Origin of the sequence: Superficieibacter sp. (assembly GCF_032071645.1) — a bacterium.
Taxonomy (GTDB): Bacteria; Pseudomonadota; Gammaproteobacteria; order Enterobacterales; family Enterobacteriaceae; genus Superficieibacter.
Window position 1 is genome coordinate 406,297 of sequence record NZ_DAMAPU010000002.1, and the last position, 20,691, is coordinate 426,987.

The 20,691-nt window shown below is 56.0% G+C and carries 20 protein-coding genes; 9 read left to right on the forward strand and 11 right to left on the reverse strand.

The features are described 5' to 3' along the window. Positions 1-4: 4 nt before the first annotated feature. Positions 5-373 carry a helix-turn-helix transcriptional regulator gene (locus tag RT197_RS06280; RefSeq protein ID WP_312948416.1) on the reverse strand — a complete coding sequence of 123 codons (369 nt, stop codon included), beginning with the start codon at positions 371-373 and terminating at the stop codon, positions 5-7. 330 nt (positions 374-703) lie between these two features. Between RT197_RS06280 and speB the strand changes: the two genes are divergently transcribed. Then, positions 704-1,624 carry an agmatinase gene (gene speB / locus RT197_RS06285; protein WP_312948418.1) on the forward strand — a complete coding sequence of 307 codons (921 nt, stop codon included), beginning with the start codon at positions 704-706 and terminating at the stop codon, positions 1,622-1,624. Between the two features lie 39 nt (positions 1,625-1,663). Here speB and RT197_RS06290 read toward each other — a convergent pair whose 3' ends face one another. From RT197_RS06290 to RT197_RS06310, 5 genes are all read right to left on the reverse strand, one after another. After that, positions 1,664-4,249: a hypothetical protein gene (locus RT197_RS06290; protein WP_312948419.1), complete on the reverse strand. Its 2,586-nt coding sequence runs from the start codon at positions 4,247-4,249 to the stop codon at positions 1,664-1,666. Beyond that, entirely contained in the window at positions 4,246-4,398 is a 153-nt protein-coding gene (locus RT197_RS06295; protein ID WP_312948421.1) for a hypothetical protein, read from the reverse strand. Before RT197_RS06295 ends, RT197_RS06290 begins: the two co-directional genes overlap by 4 nt. A 4-nt stretch (positions 4,399-4,402) precedes the next feature. Beyond that, on the reverse strand, positions 4,403-5,617 hold the full coding sequence (locus RT197_RS06300; protein ID WP_312948423.1) for a CehA/McbA family metallohydrolase: 1,215 nt from the start codon (positions 5,615-5,617) through the stop codon (positions 4,403-4,405). Beyond that, entirely contained in the window at positions 5,617-7,236 is a 1,620-nt protein-coding gene (locus RT197_RS06305; RefSeq protein WP_312948425.1) for a PTS transporter subunit EIIC, read from the reverse strand. The genes RT197_RS06300 and RT197_RS06305 overlap by 1 nt, the downstream gene beginning before the upstream one ends. A gap of 305 nt (positions 7,237-7,541) precedes the next feature. Next, positions 7,542-8,300, reverse strand: a complete 759-nt coding sequence (locus RT197_RS06310; RefSeq protein WP_312948427.1) for a M48 family metallopeptidase — start codon at positions 8,298-8,300, stop codon at positions 7,542-7,544. A 283-nt stretch (positions 8,301-8,583) separates the two neighbouring features. On the opposite strand from RT197_RS06310, the gene tkt reads away from it, so the two are divergent. The 7 genes from tkt to RT197_RS06345 all read left to right on the forward strand — a co-directional run bounded on the left by tkt (position 8,584) and on the right by RT197_RS06345 (position 16,281). Then, positions 8,584-10,575 (forward strand): transketolase, encoded by a 1,992-nt coding sequence (tkt, locus tag RT197_RS06315; protein WP_312948429.1) that lies wholly within the window; start codon positions 8,584-8,586, stop codon positions 10,573-10,575. A gap of 306 nt (positions 10,576-10,881) precedes the next feature. Continuing rightward, positions 10,882-11,325 (forward strand): PTS mannitol transporter subunit IIA, encoded by a 444-nt coding sequence (gene cmtB / locus RT197_RS06320; RefSeq protein WP_312948431.1) that lies wholly within the window; start codon positions 10,882-10,884, stop codon positions 11,323-11,325. Positions 11,326-11,352: 27 nt separating this feature from the next. After that, positions 11,353-12,741 carry a PTS mannitol transporter subunit IICB gene (cmtA, locus tag RT197_RS06325; protein WP_312948433.1) on the forward strand — a complete coding sequence of 463 codons (1,389 nt, stop codon included), beginning with the start codon at positions 11,353-11,355 and terminating at the stop codon, positions 12,739-12,741. Positions 12,742-12,755: 14 nt separating this feature from the next. Beyond that, the gene (locus RT197_RS06330) at positions 12,756-14,033 is read left to right on the forward strand and encodes a zinc-binding dehydrogenase (protein ID WP_312948435.1); all 1,278 of its coding nucleotides are present in this window, start codon (positions 12,756-12,758) and stop codon (positions 14,031-14,033) included. Further along, positions 14,030-15,001 carry a class II fructose-bisphosphatase gene (gene glpX / locus RT197_RS06335; protein ID WP_312948437.1) on the forward strand — a complete coding sequence of 324 codons (972 nt, stop codon included), beginning with the start codon at positions 14,030-14,032 and terminating at the stop codon, positions 14,999-15,001. The genes RT197_RS06330 and glpX overlap by 4 nt, the downstream gene beginning before the upstream one ends. A 15-nt stretch (positions 15,002-15,016) precedes the next feature. Then, positions 15,017-15,526, forward strand: coding sequence for an MltR family transcriptional regulator (locus tag RT197_RS06340; RefSeq protein WP_312948439.1), 510 nt, complete (start codon positions 15,017-15,019; stop codon positions 15,524-15,526). Then, the gene (locus tag RT197_RS06345) at positions 15,523-16,281 is read left to right on the forward strand and encodes a nucleoside/nucleotide kinase family protein (RefSeq protein ID WP_312948441.1); all 759 of its coding nucleotides are present in this window, start codon (positions 15,523-15,525) and stop codon (positions 16,279-16,281) included. The genes RT197_RS06340 and RT197_RS06345 overlap by 4 nt, the downstream gene beginning before the upstream one ends. On the opposite strand, the gene RT197_RS06350 is transcribed toward RT197_RS06345, so the two are convergent. The 5 genes from RT197_RS06350 to RT197_RS06370 are packed head-to-tail and all read right to left on the reverse strand — an operon-like array spanning position 16,190 to position 19,277. Beyond that, positions 16,190-16,873: an ATP-binding cassette domain-containing protein gene (locus RT197_RS06350; protein ID WP_312948443.1), complete on the reverse strand. Its 684-nt coding sequence runs from the start codon at positions 16,871-16,873 to the stop codon at positions 16,190-16,192. The genes RT197_RS06345 and RT197_RS06350 overlap by 92 nt on opposite strands. Beyond that, on the reverse strand, positions 16,867-17,544 hold the full coding sequence (locus RT197_RS06355) for an ABC transporter ATP-binding protein (protein WP_312948445.1): 678 nt from the start codon (positions 17,542-17,544) through the stop codon (positions 16,867-16,869). Before RT197_RS06355 ends, RT197_RS06350 begins: the two co-directional genes overlap by 7 nt. Continuing rightward, the gene (locus RT197_RS06360) at positions 17,532-18,239 is read right to left on the reverse strand and encodes an energy-coupling factor transporter transmembrane component T (protein ID WP_312948447.1); all 708 of its coding nucleotides are present in this window, start codon (positions 18,237-18,239) and stop codon (positions 17,532-17,534) included. The genes RT197_RS06355 and RT197_RS06360 overlap by 13 nt, the downstream gene beginning before the upstream one ends. Next, positions 18,240-18,818, reverse strand: coding sequence for an ECF transporter S component (locus RT197_RS06365; protein ID WP_312948449.1), 579 nt, complete (start codon positions 18,816-18,818; stop codon positions 18,240-18,242). It lies immediately after the preceding gene. Between the two features lie 24 nt (positions 18,819-18,842). Then, on the reverse strand, positions 18,843-19,277 hold the full coding sequence (locus tag RT197_RS06370; protein WP_312948451.1) for a DNA-binding protein: 435 nt from the start codon (positions 19,275-19,277) through the stop codon (positions 18,843-18,845). Between the two features lie 378 nt (positions 19,278-19,655). Between RT197_RS06370 and epd the strand changes: the two genes are divergently transcribed. Then, on the forward strand, positions 19,656-20,675 hold the full coding sequence (gene epd, locus RT197_RS06375; RefSeq protein ID WP_312948453.1) for an erythrose-4-phosphate dehydrogenase: 1,020 nt from the start codon (positions 19,656-19,658) through the stop codon (positions 20,673-20,675). Positions 20,676-20,691 lie beyond the last annotated feature (16 nt).

The window sequence follows — 20,691 nt, forward strand, 5'->3', positions numbered from 1 at the left end:
GTCATCACTCTCCTGTCTTAATTTTTTTGCGCTGCTGCATCATGTTTTTGACATGATTGACCCGGCGGTGAATCTCCCTTTTCCCGGCGGGAGACCCCGACGTGACCTGTGCCCACACCTCCGTTGGCCGGATGGTAGGGTCAGGAACCAGTAAGTTCAGATTTTCCAGCAACTGAAGCTCGCGCAGTATGCTAAGAAGTATCAGCACGTTGCAGGAGCCACTTTTAAGTGCGCGATAGGTTTTTGGCGTTATTCCTACACGCTCGGCGATCCGGGCCTGGGTGATCTTCATACTTTTTCGCCGGGCTTCGATTTTACTGAATAGCGCTTCTGCTAAAGCGCTATCGGTCATAGCGGCAGAGAAGTCTTTCATGAGTCATTCCTTACCTAAAAATGCCTTTTAACGGCTATTACAGGTAGTATATTACCCCTGTTGCTGAAATCATATATTCATTTAGAAAAGGGTAATAATTTACCATTAAGTGTGCAATATGGCTATAATTAGGTAATATTTTACCTTTTATATCGAGGGTGCAATTTGATGAGTCCGTGCTACACTTTATCTATTGAATCCGGACGAAATTGCGGTGATAATCCGCGCCAATAAGCAGCATATTTACGAATACAATCCCTCCCTCGTCGGGTTTAACGACGCGGAAGGGATTTTTTTTTGACATAAATTCACTTACCAAGAGGTCAACACATGAGCACCTTAGGTCATCAGTACGATAACTCCCTGGTATCTAACGCCTTTGGTTTCCTGCGCCTGCCGCTGAACTTCCAGCCGTATGACAGCGATGCGGATTGGGTTATCACCGGCGTTCCGTTTGATATGGCGACGTCAGGTCGTGCAGGTGGTCGTCACGGTCCGGCAGCGATTCGTCAGGTGTCCACCAATCTGGCGTGGGAGCATCATCGCTTCCCGTGGAATTTCGACATGCGCGAGCGCCTGAATGTGGTCGACTGCGGCGACCTGGTTTACGCTTTCGGCGACGCGCGCGAGATGAGCGAAAAACTTCAGGCGCACGCCGAGCAGTTACTGGCTGCCGGTAAGCGGATGCTCTCTTTCGGCGGCGACCACTTTGTCACCCTGCCGCTGCTGCGTGCGCACGCCAAACACTTTGGCAAAATGGCGCTGGTGCATTTCGATGCGCATACCGACACCTACGCCAACGGCTGCGAGTTCGACCACGGCACCATGTTCTATACCGCGCCGAAAGAAGGTCTGATCGACCCGAACCACTCGGTGCAGATTGGTATCCGTACTGAGTTCGATAAAGACAACGGTTTTACCGTGCTGGATGCCTGTCAGGTTAATGACCGTACCGTGGACGATATCATCGCCCAGGTGAAACAGATCGTCGGCGATCTGCCGGTGTATCTGACGTTTGATATCGACTGTCTGGATCCGGCATTTGCACCGGGCACCGGCACGCCGGTCATCGGCGGACTGACGTCGGATCGCGCGATCAAACTGGTGCGCGGCCTGAAAGATCTGAACATCGTGGGGATGGATCTGGTGGAAGTGGCTCCGGCTTACGACCAGTCAGAAATCACCGCGCTGGCCGCCGCCACGCTCGCGCTGGAAATGCTGTATATCCAGGCGGCGAAGAAGGGCGAATAAGCCGTGAACAGCAGGAGCGTGGCTCCTGCTGTTGCTTTTTTATCCGGCGGGGGTGACGTTGATCGTCAGATGATCGCAGCTTCCGACCGCGCTTTTCTCCAGCGCTTCGCCCAGCGCGTTACAGACTTTTGAGCGCCAGCCTGGCGGTACGGTAATGACATTTTCGCCGGGATTGTACAGGCGGATCAGCGTCATGCCGTAAAGCACATCCACCCCGCTAATGATCAGCCCCTGCGGGATCTCTTCCAGCAGCCGCCAGCCGTGGATTTCCCGCTGCGGAATATGCAGATCGAAATTATCCAGCCGCTGCAAACACGCCCGCTCGCGTTGCCACTGCCACAGGCAGGGATTAAAGCTGTAGCGTTGCTGGTGGATGGCCACCTGCGCCGGAGAAAGTGCCGCCAGACACAGCGCAAATTCAAAGCGTAATTCGCCCGGCAGATTGGCTTCGGGCGCGGTCATCCGCTGGCCGGATGCGCGTCCGGGACGGTAGAGCAGATCGTCTTTGCCCAGGTGTTCCGCGCCGCGAAACAGCGTTACGCGCAGCTGGCTTTGCTGATATTCATACTCTTTCAGCCCGCGAGCAAAAAAATGAAAATCACGGTGGGCGCTGAGCTGATGCATAAACGGCTCGGTATCCACGGGTTTTTCCGCGTAGTCATCCCACGCCGTAATGGCCTGATTACGCCGCGTCAGGCTACCAAAGGGGACATCCGCAGTCACGCCATCCAGCGGTTTTCCGGTGTTGATCAACAGCTGCATTCGGTGCTCGCGCACCTGATTATTGATGAGCATTTCACCACGCAGCATGTCGGCTTCAAGGCTTATCGTCAGCGTGACCGGCACCGGCACACAATGTTCGCTGCGCGCGCGGCGGTCTTCGCGCAGCGCTTCAGGCAGCAGCAACGTGGCGCTTAAGTGCATTTCAGCGAGATGCTCGTGCTGATGAACCGCCCGGCATTCGAACTGCGAGAACGTTAAGCCATCGTCGCCCGCCAGCGGTGAAAAATCATACAGATCGCCATCGTTGCTGATGTCATGTAATTGCAGCAGGTTGTCAATCGTCCGCCGGTTGATTTTATCTTCCAGCCGCAGCCCGTCCGGGTGCCAGCTGAGTTTGTAGCAGGCGTTCTCAATCGCGGTGCTTCCTTCCGCCGCCGGTAACAGTGCGGAGGGCGCTCCGCCGGGCGTGACGTAAAAGACCTCCATTCCCAGCGGTGGCACCGGCACGTCGGGCAGGTCGATAATATTTTCGTAGTAAAAGGCTTCCTGCGCGGTTTCAACTTCGCCATCCGGCGTCAGCAATACCTTGCGCGGCAGCTGGATTTTTTGCTGTTCGCGTAGCACGAAGGCCACCGCGTCGTCCGTTTCATGGCGGGTGAGGGTGAAATCTGCCGTCGGCGTGATGAGCGTCTGCCGCCGGGCGGTGAGGCGCGGGCTGCTGGTGCCATTGGTCAGCAAAAATCGCCAGGGGCGATCCGCGCTGATGTTCGCCAGCAACTGCCTGGCATGCAGGCTGTAAATCGCCTCGCCGATTTGCTGCGCCTGCCGACAACGGTGCAGCACATCCCGGTTTGTTTCGTCGCTGTTACAGCCGCCCATACTGTCATGCGCGTGCGATTCCACCAGCCAGCGCCACGCCTGCTCCAGCATTTCCTCACCGTGCGCCAGGCCGTTTTGCCGGGCGATCGCCAGCATCGGCTCAGCCAGCCGGATCAGACACTCTTCCGCATCGTAGTTGGCTTTTTTAATATCGTAGCGAGAGGAGCCAATGCTTTTATGCACTCTGGCAATTCTGGGAATGCGGAACTCTCCGCGCCAGACCGGCAGGGTTTTAGCGGCAAGCGCGGCGAAATACTGTTCATAACTGCTGACGATCCAGCGGTCGTCGCTGCGACGATCGATTTCAGCAATCAGCCGATCGAAATCGGCATCGCAGCTGACCTGATCGCCGCCGACAGGGCAGAGCAGATCCGTTTGATCGGTCAGGGTTTTCATCCGCGCCACCAGCGGGAAGGTTTCTTCATCGAGATGCGCCGCCGAGAAATTGCGCATCCGCCCGCCGCGTTCAGGATGCGCCAGCGAATAGCCGAAGGGGGTGATGGCGGTGGTGACGCGCTCGCCGTTCAGCGCCTCCCAGCTAAGCTCGGTCGGCCCCATCACCTGCGGATCGTAGCCGCGACGCAACAGAATATGGCGCAGCCCAAAAGCGCGAGCCACCTGCGGTAGCTGGGCGTGGCTGCCGAAGGTGTCAGGCAGGTAAAGCACGTCCATACAATACCCGGCCTCGCGGGCATAATGAATGCCGATGCGCAGGTTACGGAACAGCGATTCGGTGGTGATATTAAACAGGTCCGGCTGGGTGTACCACGGGCCTATCAGCAGCCGTTTTTCCTGTACCAGCCTGCGCGCGCGGGTGGCAACGGCAGGTTTTGACTGGATAAAATCGTTGAAAATGGAGCTTTGCCCGTCGAGATGAAAAACAAAGCGCGGATTGGCTTCCAGCGCGTCAATCAGTTCGCTAAAGGCCTGTAACGCAAAAAGCTGGGTGTCGAGGCTGGAGAAGTACCATTCCCGATCCCAGTGGGTATGCGATACCGCATGGATTGTACGTACGTCAGTCATTGCACATCCTTGTCCGTGTTGAAATGAAGCCGGTATTCGGCATGGATATCTTCGTCGTCCCACTTCGGGAAGTTGGTTCCCCGAATGTTGTTGTACAGCGGGCTGTAGAGGCTTTCGCCGGGGGTAAAGGCGTCGCCGAAACGTTGCATATTGTCACTCCCGGAAAATGGGGTTAGTGATCAGCCGGGCAGAGCGGGCGTGATTAACGCGTAAAAACGCAAACGCGCTTTCGCGACAGTCCACCGTCTGACTCACGTGCCCTCGCCAGTTATTAAGCAGATGAATTTTTTGGTCGGTATATAACAGAACTGTATTATCCGGCTCGGTCTCAAGCTCTATTTGTAACAGGGTTTCGGTAGTGATATCGCCGGGTCCGGCTGCGCCGATGGCAAATTGATGCAGCCGGGTGCGGGTATCGCACTGCATATAGCTTTTGCCGTGTTCGAGCGCAAAGAGAATATCTTCCTGCTCCGCGCTATTTGCCCATACCACCGCACAGGGCAGGGACTGGTGTTTCTCTTTATGAAAGTCGCTGCCCGCCGTCACCGGAATTCTTGCTCCTTCAGACAGCCGCTGAAGCCAGAACTGAAACGCGGCTTCGTTATCCACCCCTTCCCACGGGCCGTTCCAGATCTCCAGCCAGTGATGACCACTGAACGGCAGCAGCCACGGGCAGTGGTGGCAGAAGGGATGATTAATGCCGATACGCGCCCCGTTGTGCCGGGCTTCGTTGATTTTCGCCATCACATCCTGCTCGCTGAAATGCGGCAGAAAGCGCTGTACCGGCTCGCCAAGGCCAAGAAAGTTAACGTGGCCCAGCCCGGTGGTCAGTTCCATGCCGGGGATCAGGCACAGCGAGCTGTTGATGCCGCTAATGACCCGATTCTGCGAGGTGGTGTTGTGGTCGGTAAAACACAGAAAATCATAATCTGACGCCAGCGCGCGCTCGATCAGCGCTTCCACAGAGAGCCTGCCGTCGCTGTGCTCAGAGTGAACGTGAGTATCGCCGCGCAGCCAGCGGGGCGTTTTGCGCCGGAAGGTGATGTGGATATCAATCAGGCAGGCGCTGGTGATTTTATACAGCCCCAGCAGCACATAGCCGCGCCCCTGGCGAGGCCGCATCCGGCGATAGCCCGGCGTGGCGACGTTTTCGCTGATGACAATTTCCCGCCGCGCGCCGCCGCTCCAGCCCACCACGTCATCATTGATTTGTAAGCCTAAATCGACAACGCAGCCCTCGCTAAACTGATAGGCGATCTCCAGCCGCTCCACATCGTCGTCGAGGGGAAACTCAATGGAACGAAGCTGTTTTTCATCGGCCGGGAAGACCCGGCACTGCTGGTGAAACGTATTATTCGCCCTCTCCATCAGGCGTCCCCTAACAGTTCTTTGCAGTCACCGGCAATCATTACCACTTCCGGGCCATAGATAATCTGAAAGCCCTTGTCGCTGACATGAACCACGCCTTTCGCGCGCAGCGTTTTTTTCCAGACGTCATCGGCGGCGACGTGCGACGCATCGACGACTTCAACCCGCAGGCGTGAAATACAGTTATCGAACTGAACAATATTTTCCGGCCCGCCAAAGGCGTTAATAATTTGTCGGGCAAAGCTGTTCTCTTCACCGGCTTTATTTTTGAAATCCTGCTTGCTGAATAATTTAATCTCTTCCTCGCTGGCTTCTTCCTCTTCGCGCCCCGGTGTCATTACATTAAAGCGGGTGATCAAAAGGCGGAACAGACAATAATAAATGACGAAGAAAAGCGGGATTAACCATAAATAACCCCACAGATTTAACTTATTCGGCTGTAATAACACCGGCAGGATATCTTTCAGGCATCCGCCATAAATAGAAATATTGGCCATTTCGGTCAGCACGAAAATCAGACCGGTCAGCGGAACGTGGACCAGATAAAACAGCCACGGTGCAACGAATAAAAAGGTGTATTCAATCGGTTCGGTCACGCCAAACAGGATCATGGTCGCCACCACCGGCAGCAGCAGACCGGCGACCACTTTTTTATGCTGCGAGCGGGAACAGTGATACATCGCCAGCGCCGCACCGGGCAGCGCGCCAAAGTGAATGACCACCCGGCCAGACTGAAAACCGCGCACCAGCAGCGCTGGCGTTTCTTCACAGCCTAACTGCGCCATATAGATGTTGGTCGTGCCGCTGACCAGTTGACCGCAGACGTCCATGGAGCCGCCCAGATCGGTCAGGCGAATTGGCGTGGTGATCAGATGGTGCAAGCCGACCGGCAGCAGCGATTTATCGGCTACCGCCCAGATAAAGGTGCCGAACAGCCCGGAACTGCCGATCATTTGACTGAAACTGGCGAGCATTCCGCCTATCGGCGGCCAGGCGAAAAACAGCGCCACGCCCATCAGCGAGCCTACCACCAGGGTGACAATCGGCACGGTGCGCGTTCCGGCAAAAAACGAGAGTACCAGCGGCAGCTTTACGTTATACAGGCGGTTATGCAGCCACGACGTCACCAGCCCGACCGCCATTCCGCCGAATACGCTCATCCGGTAGGTGAACATGCCCAGTTCGGTGGTGTAAACCGAGGCTTTTTGCACCGCGCTGACCGGGTCAAGTTGTTGATTTTTCATCAGCCAGTCAGCGGTGGTGGTCTGGGCGGTGATACCCTGTGAATCCAGCAGGGTGTTGAGGATAAAATGCATCGACATAAAGCACACCGCGCCGGAAAACGCGGCCCAGGCTTTTTCTTTTTTCGCCAGTCCGAAGGCCACGCCGATTGAAAAGAAAAGGGGCAGATTGCGAAATACCACGTCGCCGGTTGCTTTCATCACGCTAAAGGCGATATAGCCGACCGAGCCTTTACTCAGAAGGGTGCCCAGATGCAGGGCGTCGAGGGTTTCTTTATTAGTGAATGCACTACCTAATCCCATAAACATTGAGCCAATGGTGATGATGGATATGGGCACCAGCATCGCCTGACCAATCATTTGCATTTGTTGCTTCATAGATTTTCCTTGTGAAAGTTTATTTTCCTGTATATTCGGTGAATAAAATCAATTCACGCAAAATAAGCGACAAAGAATTTATGCGATGAATATGGCTGTCGGTTTTTTATTTGCCTGATTTATATTTTTGTGCTGAATAATATTTTCGCGGCAATTATCACGTTACGCGCATCGGCGATAATTATTTGCGGCATTGACAGCGGAAAAACAGGGGGAAGTCTACCATCACAGAAATATGATTTTGTGACAGGGGCCATGATAAATAATCATTGGCCCCAAAATGCTGAAGAGGTCAGGATATTAACTTACTTAATTCCGTCGGCCGCCATGCGCTCACGAATATGCTGGGCGCGCGCTTCAGAAGCCGGGTGATCGTCAAACATGGAGCTTTGCCGTCCCGCTTCGAGCTTAGCCAGTTTTTCGAAGCTGGTGGCGAGACCCGCCGGGCTGATACCACGTTTGCGCAACAGATCGTAGGAGTAGTCATCCGCTTCGGATTCCTGGCGCTGGGAGAACTGCGAGTTGACCAGTTTTTCACCCAGATCGCCAATCTGCGACTGCGACAGGCTGCCGACGACGCCGCCCGCAGAGGTCGCCGCACCGCGCACTGCATTGGTGCCAAGCGCGACCTGCATCCCTTTTTTCACGTGTCCAAGCGCAACGTGGCCCATTTCGTGCCCAATCACCGCTTCGACTTCGTTATCATTCATCATGTCCATCAGTCCGCTATACACGCGGATGCAGCCGTTGGCCATCGCAAAGGCGTTTACGTCTTTGGTTTGATAAACCTTGTAATTCACCGGCTGGCCGTTGATGTTATCGCCGAGCGCGTTAGCAATGGTCGCAAGGCGCTTGCTGTATTCGCTGCTGGCAGGGGCGATGCTCGCTTTGCTGTCCATCTCTTTACAAGCTTCATCGCTGAGTTCTTTGACCTGTGCGTCGCTTAAGGTATAAGCCTGGAACGCTTCTGCGCCAGACGTTAAAAAGCCGTTAGAGTCCATGTTCTGGCAACCGGTCAATACGGTCGCGATCCCAAGAGCAAGCAAGACTGGACGAAGTTTCATTTATTCTCTTCCGCATGAGTGAATTATTTATTTTGGTGATGAAATGGATTCACAGGGATCCATAGCGGAATAAGTATAAGTAAAACAACCCGACGTGAGCGAGAGATTGCGCAACCTGTGTTCACGATCCAGAGATTTCTGAATTCATAAAAGGATGCTCCATGTACATGGCTTGTCGCTTGGGTTACATTGTTGGCACTTTTTTCCGGCGTAGCCCAAAACGCGCTGTCGTCAAGTTCGTTAAGGGCATGGCCTTCAATTTAACATCCGATCTGGAGTCAAAATGTCCTCACGTAAAGAGCTTGCCAATGCTATTCGTGCGCTGAGCATGGATGCAGTACAGAAAGCCAAATCCGGTCATCCGGGTGCCCCGATGGGTATGGCTGACATTGCCGAAGTTTTGTGGCGTGATTTCCTGAACCACAACCCGAGTAACCCATCATGGGCCGACCGCGACCGCTTCGTGCTGTCCAACGGTCACGGCTCCATGCTGATCTACAGCCTGCTGCACCTCACCGGCTACGACCTGCCGATCACTGAGTTGCAAAACTTCCGCCAGCTGCATTCCAAAACACCTGGCCACCCGGAAGTGGGTTATACGGCGGGTGTTGAAACGACGACCGGCCCGCTGGGTCAGGGCATTGCCAACGCGGTCGGCATGGCGATTGCAGAGAAGACCCTGGCCGCGCAGTTTAACCGTCCGGGTCACGATATCGTTGACCACCATACCTATGCTTTCCTCGGTGACGGCTGCATGATGGAAGGGATCTCGCACGAGGTCTGCTCTCTGGCCGGTACGCTGAAACTGGGTAAACTGGTCGCGTTCTATGACGATAACGGCATCTCCATTGACGGTCATATTGAAGGCTGGTTTACCGACGATACCGCGAAACGTTTTGAAGCCTACGGCTGGCACGTTGTGCGCGGCGTTGACGGTCATGATGCCGACGCGATTAAACGCGCCGTTGAAGAAGCGAAAGCCGTCACCGACAAACCGTCCCTGCTGCTGTGCAAAACCATTATCGGCTTTGGCTCGCCGAACAAAGCCGGTTCCCACGACTGCCACGGTGCGCCACTGGGCGACGCTGAAATCGCCGCAACCCGCGAACAGTTAGGCTGGAAACACGCGCCGTTCGAAATCCCGTCTGAAATCTACGCCCAGTGGGATGCGAAAGAAGTCGGCCAGGCCAAAGAATCCGCCTGGAATGAAAAATTCGCCGCCTATGCGAAAGCCTTCCCGCAGGAAGCCGCTGAATTTACCCGCCGTATGAAAGGCGATATGCCGTCTGATTTCGACGCGAAAGCCAGCGAATTCATCGCTAAACTCCAGGCTAATCCGTCAAAAATCGCCAGCCGTAAAGCTTCGCAGAATGCTATTGAAGCCTTCGGACCGTGGCTGCCGGAATTCCTCGGCGGCTCCGCTGACCTGGCACCGTCTAACCTGACCATCTGGTCTGGCTCCAAAGCGATCAATGAAGACGCGGCCGGTAACTATATCCACTACGGCGTGCGCGAATTCGGTATGACCGCGATTGCCAACGGTATCTCCCTGCACGGCGGTTTCCTGCCGTACACCTCTACCTTCCTGATGTTTGTCGAATATGCCCGTAACGCGGTGCGTATGGCGGCGCTGATGAAACAGCGTCAGGTGATGGTCTACACCCACGACTCCATCGGTCTGGGCGAAGACGGCCCGACTCACCAGCCGGTAGAGCAGGTGGCTTCCCTGCGCGTGACGCCGAACATGTCAACATGGCGTCCGTGTGACCAGGTGGAATCCGCCGTGGCGTGGAAATATGGCGTTGAGCGTCAGGACGGCCCGACCGCGCTGATCCTCTCCCGTCAGAATCTGGCGCAGCAGGAGCGTAGCGAACAGCAACTGGCTGATATCGCGCGCGGTGGCTACGTGCTGAAAGACTGTGACGGTCAGCCGCAAATCATCTTCATCGCCACCGGTTCTGAAGTGGAACTGGCCGTTGCCGCATGGGAAAAACTGTCTGGCGAAGGCGTGAAGGCGCGCGTGGTTTCCATGCCGTCTACCGACGCATTCGACAAGCAGGACGCCGCTTACCGCGAATCCGTGCTGCCGAAAGCCGTTTCTGCCCGCGTTGCGGTGGAAGCAGGTATTGCCGACTACTGGTACAAATACGTTGGCCTGAACGGTGCGGTTATCGGAATGACCACCTTCGGCGAGTCTGCCCCGGCAGAATTGCTGTTTGAAGAGTTCGGTTTCACCGTTGAAAACGTGATCGCGAAGGCGAAAGAACTGCTGTAATCACCTGAGTGCTATTATCGGGTCGCTACGGCGGCCCGTTTTTTTTATGCTTCAGATCACTAATTTTAAGCATGGCAAGCACATTAAAGTGATTTGATTCACAAATATTGTTTTTAGATTTGTGCTGTATTTGTGGGCTATATCACGTTTATTGTATTGTTATTTTTTAACTTATTGTTTTTAAAGCAGAGAAAAAGACGCCGCCGTTGTTTTTCCTTCCCCGCCCCCCGATTGCTTTCGCTTCTGGCTACGAGTATTTTATTTTTACCGTTAAACGGTATCCGATAATAATATAAGGGGCGCATTATGCGGCTAAGGGATTATTTCCCCGATGGGGCTGTTGTAATAAAAAAATCAGCAAAAGACTGGCAGCAGGCCATCGAATTTTCGATGGAAGCCTTACTGAAAAACCACTATATCAACGAACACTATGTTCAGGCGATAAAAGACTCGACGCTAAGTAACGGGCCTTATTATATTCTCGCGCCCGGCGTCGCTATGCCACATGCCAGACCGGAATGTGGCGCATTAAAAACAGGACTGTCATTAGTTTTACTGCAGAAACCGGTAAGTTTTGACGAGGGAAACGATCCGGTTAAATTACTGATTGGCTTAGCCGCAGCGCAGGCTAATTCACATATTGAGGCGATTCAGGCACTCAGCGAATTACTGTGTGAGGAAGAACATCTTGCCGCAATGCTAAATGCCGACAGTATTGAACAGCTGAAGGATATTATCGCGCTCGCGTAATCATTCTCTCCTTTACAGGAACATATCATGGAAAATAAGTCTGCTCGCGCAAAGGTCCAGGCTTTTGGGGGATTTTTGACCGCAATGGTCATCCCCAATATCGGCGCTTTTATTGCCTGGGGTTTTATCACTGCATTATTTATTCCGACCGGCTGGATGCCCAATGAGCATTTCGCCAAAATTGTCGGCCCGATGATCACCTATTTACTGCCGGTCATGATCGGCTCTACCGGTGGGCATCTGGTCGGCGGTAAGCGTGGCGCGGTGATGGGCGGCATCGGGACCATCGGCGTGATCGTGGGTGCCGATATCCCGATGTTTCTTGGCTCAATGATCATGGGGCCGCTGGGCGGTTTGATGATCAAATACATTGATAAGGCGCTGGAAAAACGCATTCCCGCTGGCTTTGAGATGGTCATCAATAACTTCTCGCTCGGTATTGCCGGGATGCTGCTGTGCCTGCTCGGTTTTGAAGTCATCGGCCCGGCGGTACTGATTGCCAATAATTTCGTTAAAGAGTGCATTGAAGCGCTGGTCCATGCGGGCTACTTGCCGCTGCTCTCGGTCATCAATGAACCGGCGAAAATTTTGTTCCTCAATAATGCCATTGACCAGGGCGTTTATTATCCGCTGGGGATGCAGCAGGCATCGGTAGACGGTAAATCGATCTTCTTTATGGTGGCGTCGAATCCGGGGCCGGGCCTGGGATTGCTGCTGGCCTTCACTTTCTTCGGCAAGGGAATGAGTAAACGTTCTGCGCCGGGGGCGATGATTATTCACTTCCTCGGCGGCATCCATGAGCTTTATTTCCCGTATGTGCTGATGAAGCCGCTGACCATTATTGCGATGATTGCGGGTGGGATGTCCGGCACCTGGACCTTTAACCTGCTGGATGGCGGCCTGGTCGCCGGGCCAAGTCCGGGATCGATATTCGCTTACCTGGCGCTGACGCCGAAAGGTGCGTTCCTCGCCACCATCGCCGGTGTGACGGTCGGGACGCTGGTCTCCTTCGCCATCACCTCGCTGATCCTGAAAATGGAGAAAACGGCAGAGACGGAGGGCGAAGATGAATTCGCTGAGTCAGCCAGTGCGGTGAAAGCCATGAAGCAGGAAGGCGCATTTTCGTTAAGCCGCATGAAGTTCATCGCCTTTGTTTGCGACGCGGGGATGGGCTCCAGCGCCATGGGCGCAACCACTTTCCGTAAGCGTCTGGAAAAAGCCGGGCTGAATATTGAAGTAAAACATTATGCGATAGAAAACGTGCCGCAGGAGGCCGATCTTGCCGTCACCCATGCCAGTCTTGAAGGCCGCGTTAAACGCGTAACTAATAAGCCGCTGGTATTAATTAACAATTATATTGGCGATCCAAAACTCGACACGTTATTCAATCAGTTAACCGCTGAACATAAAAACTGACCGCAGAGGTAAATATGAAAACGAAAGTGGCTGCCATTTATGGCAAGCGGGATGTCCGACTCCGCGAATTTGAGTTACCGGAAATTACCGATAATGAACTGCTGGTCAGCGTTATTTCCGACAGCGTCTGTTTATCTACCTGGAAAGCGGCGCTGCTGGCCAGCGATCATAAACGCGTGCCGGACGATTTAGAAAACCATCCGGTGATCACCGGTCACGAATGCGCCGGAATTATTGTCGAGGTCGGTAAAAACCTTAGTGGGAAATATAAAAAAGGGCAGCGTTTCGTTCTGCAACCGGCAATGGGATTACCGAGCGGTTATTCTGCGGGCTACAGTTATGAATATTTCGGCGGTAATGCCACTTATATGATTATTCCCGAAGTGGCGATTAACCTCGGCTGCGTTTTACCGTATCACGGTTCTTATTTCGCGGCGGCGTCGCTGGCGGAACCGATGTGCTGCATTATCGGCGCCTATCACGCGAACTATCACACCACGCAATACGTTTACGAACACCGGATGGGCGTGAAGCCGGGCGGCAATATCGCGCTGCTGGCCTGCGCCGGGCCGATGGGCATCGGCGCGATCGATTACGCCATTAACGGCGGGATCCATCCGTCACGGGTGGTGGTGGTCGATATCGACGAAAAACGCCTGGCGCAGGCGCAGAAACTGCTGCCGGTCGAACTCGCCGCCAGCAAAGGTATTGAGCTGGTGTATGTGAATACGCAAGGGATGACCGATCCGGTACAGACGCTGCGCGCGCTGACCGACGACGCGGGTTTTGACGACGTATTCGTGTATGCGGCGGTGCCTGCGGTGGTCGAAATGGCCGACGAACTGCTGGCGGAAGACGGCTGCCTGAACTTCTTCGCCGGTCCAACGGATAAAAACTTTAAGGTGCCGTTCAACTTCTACAACGTGCATTACAACAGCACCCATGTGGTCGGCACCTCCGGCGGCTCCACGGATGATATGCAAGAGGCCATTGCCCTGAGCGCCTCCGGTCAGTTGCAGCCTTCCTTTATGGTGACGCATATCGGCGGGCTGGATGCCGTCCCGGACACCGTGCTGAATCTGCCGGATATTCCGGGTGGCAAAAAGCTGATCTACAACGGCGTTACCCTGCCGCTGACGGCGATTGCCGACTTTGCCGAAAAGGGAAAAACCGATCCGCTGTTTAAAGAGCTGGCGCGGCTGGTGGAAGACACCCACGGCATCTGGAACGAAAAGGCAGAGAAATATCTGCTGGCGCAGTTCGGCGTGGATATCGGGGAGGCGGCGGAATGATGTCACTGGCGTGGCCGCTCTTTCGCATTACGGAACAGGCAGCCCTGGCTGCCTGGCCGCAAACCGGCTGTGGCGACAAGAATAAAATTGACGGGCTGGCGGTCACGGCGATGCGCGAGGCGCTGAACGGGATCGCGATGCGGGGCAATATCGTCATCGGGGAAGGGGAAATTGACCGCGCGCCGATGCTCTATATCGGGGAGAACGTAGGGACGGGTCAGGGCCCGGCGGTAGATATTGCGGTCGATCCTATCGAAGGAACGCGAATGGTGGCGATGGGGCAGAGCAACGCGCTGGCGGTGATGGCCTTCGCCCCGGCAGGGAGTCTGCTTCATGCCCCGGATATGTACATGAAGAAGCTGGCGGTCAACCGGCACGCGCGCGGGGCCATTAATCTGGCGCTGCCGCTGGAGGACAATCTGCGCAACGTGGCGGCGGCGCTCGGCAAACCCCTGGATGCGCTGCGGATGGTAACGCTGGATAAACCGCGCCTGCAACCGGCAATACAGCAGGCAACCCGGCTGGGCGTGAAGGTCTTCGCCCTGCCGGACGGTGACGTGGCCGCCAGCGTACTGACCTGCCAGCCCGATAACCCGTTCGACGTGATGTACACCATCGGCGGCGCGCCGGAAGGCGTCATTTCTGCCTGCGCGGTCAAAGCGATGGGGGGAGAGATGCAGGCTGAACTGATCGACTTCCGCGAGGCCAAAGGCGACAGCGCCGCGCATGGTGACATCGCCCGCGATGAACGCCGCCGCTGCGCCGAAATGGGCGTTGAGGTGAATCGTATCTATGGCCTGGATGAACTGGTGCGCAGCAACGATATCCTGTTCTGCGCAACCGGAGTGACGGATGGCGATCTGCTTAACGGCGTTCATGAGTACCGGGGCAATGTCCATACGCAAACATTGCTTATCAGTGGGGCAGACCGAACGTGTAATATAATAGATTCCCTTCATCCCAGGTGATCTATCGAGAGACGAATGACGACGCTGACAGAAGATGATGTGCTTGAGCGGTTAAATGCTCAGCCGGATTTACGCGCCTTCATGACGGCGGCGAATGACATTTTGCTACGTGCAATCAGGCAGTTTCTGCCGTCGTTGTTCGTCAACAATGATGCTGAAATCGTTGAATATGCTGTAAAACCTCTGCTGGCGCAGAGTGGGCCGCTCGATGATATTGATGTGGCGTTGCGTCTGATCTACGCGCTGGGGAAAATGGATAAGTGGCTGTATGCCGACATCATTCATTTTTCCCAGTTCGGTCAGTATCTGGCGGAACAGGAGCCGATCCCCGGTTTTGCTGATGAAGTTAGCTGGGATTTTATCTGCAATATCAATAGCGTGACGGATAATACAACGTTGTATAACGCGCTGAAATCAATGAAGTTTGCCGATTTCTCCGTTTATTCAGAGACGCGGTTCATCGCAATGGTCAAAACGGCGCTGGCATTAGCGGTAACATCGATATTAAAGGAACTCACGCCGTGAACATAAACCTGAGGATCAATGGGCTGGAGACGACGGTGGTGTACGCCGACAGTGAAATTGAAACCGTCCACAAGCCGCTGCTTCGCCGTCTGGCCGAAATTGACGCGGCATCACCTTACCCCCGCACGATTGTTTTTTTAAGCGCCCCGCCGGGCACCGGAAAATCCACCTTAACCACGTTCTGGGAATATCTCTGCCGCCAGGACGCCACGCTACCCGCGATCCAGACGCTGCCGATGGACGGCTTCCATCACTACAACCACTGGCTTGATGAGCACGGCCTGCGCCCGTTTAAAGGCGCGCCGGAAACGTTCAACGTCGAAAAGCTGGCGCAAAATCTGCGACACATTCGCGCAGGGGAGGGAAGCTGGCCGCAGTATGACCGGCAAAAACACGATCCGCAGGAACAGGCGATTCAGGTCACTGCGCCCATTGTGATTGTCGAAGGCAACTGGCTGCTGCTGGACGACGCCCGCTGGCGCGGCCTGCGCGAGTTTTGCGATTTTTCGATCTTCATCAAAGCGCCGCCGCAGGTGCTGCGCCAGCGGCTGATCGCCCGCAAAGTGGCTGGCGGGCTGTCTCTGGACGAAGCGGAAGCGTTTTATCTGCGTACCGACGGCCCTAACGTTGAACGCGTGCTGGCGGGCAGTCTGCCTGCGGACGTTACGCTTGCGATGATGCCGGACGGCGGGTATCGCGAATGTCGGCTTTGCCCTCTGCCAGACGGATCGTCCGGGGAAAATGGCGGCGGGTAAACCCGGCGTCATGACTGATCGCCAGTACCGTTGTGCCACGCTGGCGGCAGGTGGCGAGCCAGCGCTCGAATACGCCCAGCCAGTATTCGTCAAAATCGCGGCTGGGTTCATCAAGCAGCACCAGCGGCGGAGCCATCGCCGCGAGGCTGGCAACGGCGACCATCCGCCGCTGCGCGGTATGCAGATCCAGCGGATGCGCGTCGGCAACGTCTTCTAATTCACACAGCGCCAGCGCATCGGCGGTACGTTGCGCAATTTCTTCGGCGGGCAGGTTTTGCAGACGCAGACCAAACGCCACCTCTTTTGCCACCTGACTGTGGAAAATCTGATTTTCCGCCTCCTGAAAAAGCACGCCAATGGCGGCGGCGCGCTGACGGTTTTTCATCTGCGCCAGCGGTGTGCCCTGCAAGGTAATACGGCCCGCAGAGGGCGTCAGTAACCCGGCCATCAGGCGCAGCAGCGTGGATTTTCCGGCTCCGTTATCGCCGGTCAGCGCCAGCCATTCACCGCTGGCAAGGGTCAGCGAAACGCCGCGCAGGCAGTCGTCCGGCGCATCCGGCCAGCGGAAGGTGACATCATCGAGCGTTAGCATATAGACACCAGCTCCCCGGCGGACAGTTGCCAGCCGTGCTGACAATAATGAAGGAAAGGATCGCGCTTGCGCTCCAGCAGCACGATCAGCGCCTGTGCGTCGGCGGCCCACGCCTGAAGGCGTTCGAGCAGCCGTCGGGTGGCCTGAGGTGTCAGGCGGCTGAAGGCTTCGTCCAGCAGCAGCAGGCGCGGCTGCATTGCCAGCGCACAGGCGATCACCACCCGCTGGGTTTCTCCGCCGGAAAGGGTTCCCGGATGGCGATGGCGCAGCGACTGGCAATCGGTCAGCGTTAGCGCGGCGTCAATGCGCGCGAGGATCTCCGCTTCCGGCAGGCACAAATTTTCCGGGCCGAAAGCCACTTCTTCTTCCACGCTGAAGGTACAGCCGGAAAGTTGCAAATACGGTGACTGCTGGACCAGCTGAATGGTTTGCGCCTGCTCAGCCAGTGAACGTTTACCCACCGGCTCGCCCAGCAACGTCGCCAGACCGCTGATGCTGCCCGGCAGAAAATCGGGATACCACCCGGCCAGCAGTTGCGCCAGCGTGCTTTTACCGCTGCCGTTGCCGCCGACAATCAGCACCATGCCGGGCTGCGAATACTGCCAGTTCAGCACGCGCGGCGGCTGGGTGCCGTGAAGGGGCTGAAAACAGAAATTCTCTAGCGTAACCATAGCCATACTCCTGCCTCAGCCAGCGCCGCGACGACCATGCCATAGCGTAACAGCCGTTGCCAAAGGGGATCTCGCGGTGCCCAGAGCGTCGTGCGACGCGGATGCAGGCGAAAGGCGCGCATGTCCAGCGCCGCGCCGCGTACCGCCAGATCGTTCAGCGCGTTATGGGTTAACGGCACAATCAGCGCCGGGATCGCTTTCAGCCGCTGATACCAGCGCCCGTCGAGCGGCACGCCGCGCGCGCGTTGCGCTTCATAAATCGTGGCAAGCTGCTGCTTTAGCTGCTCGACGACCAGCAACGGCCCGGCGAACAGATAGGCCATGCCCGGCGGCAGGCGCGAGGCGAACAGCGCGCGAATAAACTGGCGAACCGGCACATACTGCATCCATAGCTGGGAAGTGGAGACGATAGCCAGAATGCGCAGCCAGAGGGTAATCGCGTGCGCCCAGCGCTGCGGATCGCGTGGCTGCCCGCCGATCCACGCCGTCACCCAGCCACCGTGAACCAGCCACAGACCCGCGCCGAGGGAAAACATCAGCCACGCCACATAGCGCGCCCGGCGGCGGGTGGCGGGCAACAGCAGCAGCGCCAGAAAGGTTGCCGCGCTGTAGAACATCAACAGATTACCCGCTGGCATCAGCAGTGTGGTACATGCCGCCAGCGCCCACAGTGTCAGCGAGGTAAACGGATGCATTTAGCGTACCGCCGCCGTGCCGGGGAAATGGCGCACGGTACGCAGCGGAAGCTGGCGCAGCAGCACCCAGACGATAATGGCAGTTAGGATCTTATCCACCAGATTCGCCCCCAGGACGGTGATCGCCACCGACTCCAGCAGGTCTTGACCCATCGAGTGCATCCACGCGACGAACAGATCCGCGCCGCTGCCGGTCACGCCGCCAAACAGCGCGGTGCGCAGCGGGACGGCAACGATGGTCACCGCCAGGGTAATGATCACGCCGCTCACGATGACTTTCGGCAGCGTGCGGAACCCACCGAGGCGCGCCAGCCAGCCTGCGACCAGGCCAATGACCATCGCCACCGGCGCAAAGGCGGCGGCGATAGGATCGGTGAGCAGACCCCAGAGCAGATTGGTCAGCAGCCCGGTTAACATGCCGATCCACGGACCAAGCAGCACGGCGGCGATCAGCGTACCAATCGAATCAAGAAAAATGGGCAGCTTCAACATGCTGACCAGTTGACCGCCAATCATGTTGATGGCGATACAAATCACAATCAGTGCCAGAGCCTGGCTGGAAAAACGGCGCGCGGCCATATAAACCTCTTCTGTTTTGCGGTGTTAACGTGGCGAAATGACTAATTCGTCATAGCCGGAAAGGGGGCAGGGCTGGCGGCTAAAGGCCAGTGTCGTAAGCTCGCCGATCACCAGTTCCAGCGTGGTGCGCACGGTACAGCCGGGCATCATATGCCCGCCGAGCATCGCGCCTTGCGGATCGGAAATGGACAGGTGCAGATGCTCGCCGGTCAGCTCCAGCGTGCCGCTAAGCGAGATCACTTCAAACGTGCCGGTGAGCAGGGTGGTTTCCTCCTGCCCCGCATAGCGCAGCGCGGCATTCGTCAGGCTACCGGTACAGCCTGCTATCCAGCCCGCGCGAACAGACTGCGCCTGAATAAAGGCGTGCAGGCGGGAAAAGACCTCTTCACCGGGCAACAGGCGCAGGGCATAAAAGCGCGCGTCAGAGGCGGTAAACTGAGTGGTAATGTTCTGTATCATGACGGGTGATTACTCCGAAACTCGGACGTGGCGCGGATTTTATAAGCGCGATCCCTGTGCGTCTCTGATATAAATCAGGAAAAGGAGGCGGCGGCAAACAAAAGATCTGACAACGCTTATGCGCAATCCGGCAGATGGAATAATCGCCCGTTTTATGCAGGCAAAAAATGTGACCCAGATCAGATAAATGTGCTAAGCCAGGCGGCAATAATTCCTTTTATTCCCCGATTCGCTTATTCTAGCTGAACCGTTTCAGTCGATTAAGTGTTCGACAATTAACCAATCAGTCGCAGTTTGTGACAGGCAAGGTTTCCCTCAACGTGTGGCTGCATTACTCTGTCTGCTTCACGAGATCCGGGAAAGCTTTGCAGGAGATCTATGACCGTACGCGTAGCGATTAATGGCTTCGGTCGCATCGGGCGCAACGTGGTTCGTGCTTTATATGAATCCGGGCGTCGGGCGGAAATCACCGTAGTGGCAATCAATGAACTGGCCGACGCTGCGGGCATCGCACACTTATTGAAATACGACACCAGCCACGGTCGTTTTGCCTGGGATGTCCGCCAGGAGCGGGAACAGCTATTCATTGGTGATGACGCCATTCGTCTTCTGCACGAGCGCGCTATCAATCATCTCCCGTGGCAAGAGCTGGGCGTTGACGTGGTGCTGGACTGTACCGGCGTTTACGGCAGCCGCGAACACGGCGAAATGCATCTGGCCGCTGGCGCGAAGAAGGTGCTCTTTTCTCATCCCGGCAGCAACGATCTCGACGCGACGGTGGTCTTTGGCGTCAATCACGACGCACTGCTTGCGGAACACCGCATTGTTTCCAACGCCTCCTGTACCACAAACTGTATAATTCCGGTGATCAAATTGCTGGATGATGCCTTTGGCATTGAGTCCGGTACGGTCACGACCATTCACTCTGCGATGCACGATCAGCAGGTGATTGACGCGTATCACCCGGATCTGCGCCGCACGCGTGCGGCCAGCCAGTCAATTATTCCGGTTGATACCAAACTGGCTGCCGGGATCGCCCGCATTCTGCCGCAGTTTACCGACTGCTTTGAGGCGATAGCGGTGCGCGTGCCGACGATTAACGTGACGGCAATCGACCTTAGCGTCACCGTGAAAGCGCCGGTAAAAGCCTGTGAAGTCAATCTGTTGCTGCAAAAAGCAGCGCAGGAAGCATTTCATGGTATAGTTGATTATACGGAATTACCGTTGGTCTCAACTGATTTTAACCACGATCCGCACAGTGCCATTGTTGACGGCACGCAAACGCGAGTAAGTGGCGCGCACCTGATCAAAACGCTGGTCTGGTGTGATAACGAATGGGGCTTTGCTAACCGAATGCTCGACACGACGTTAGCCATGGCCGCAACAGGTTTCAGGTAAGACGCTTATTGCGTCT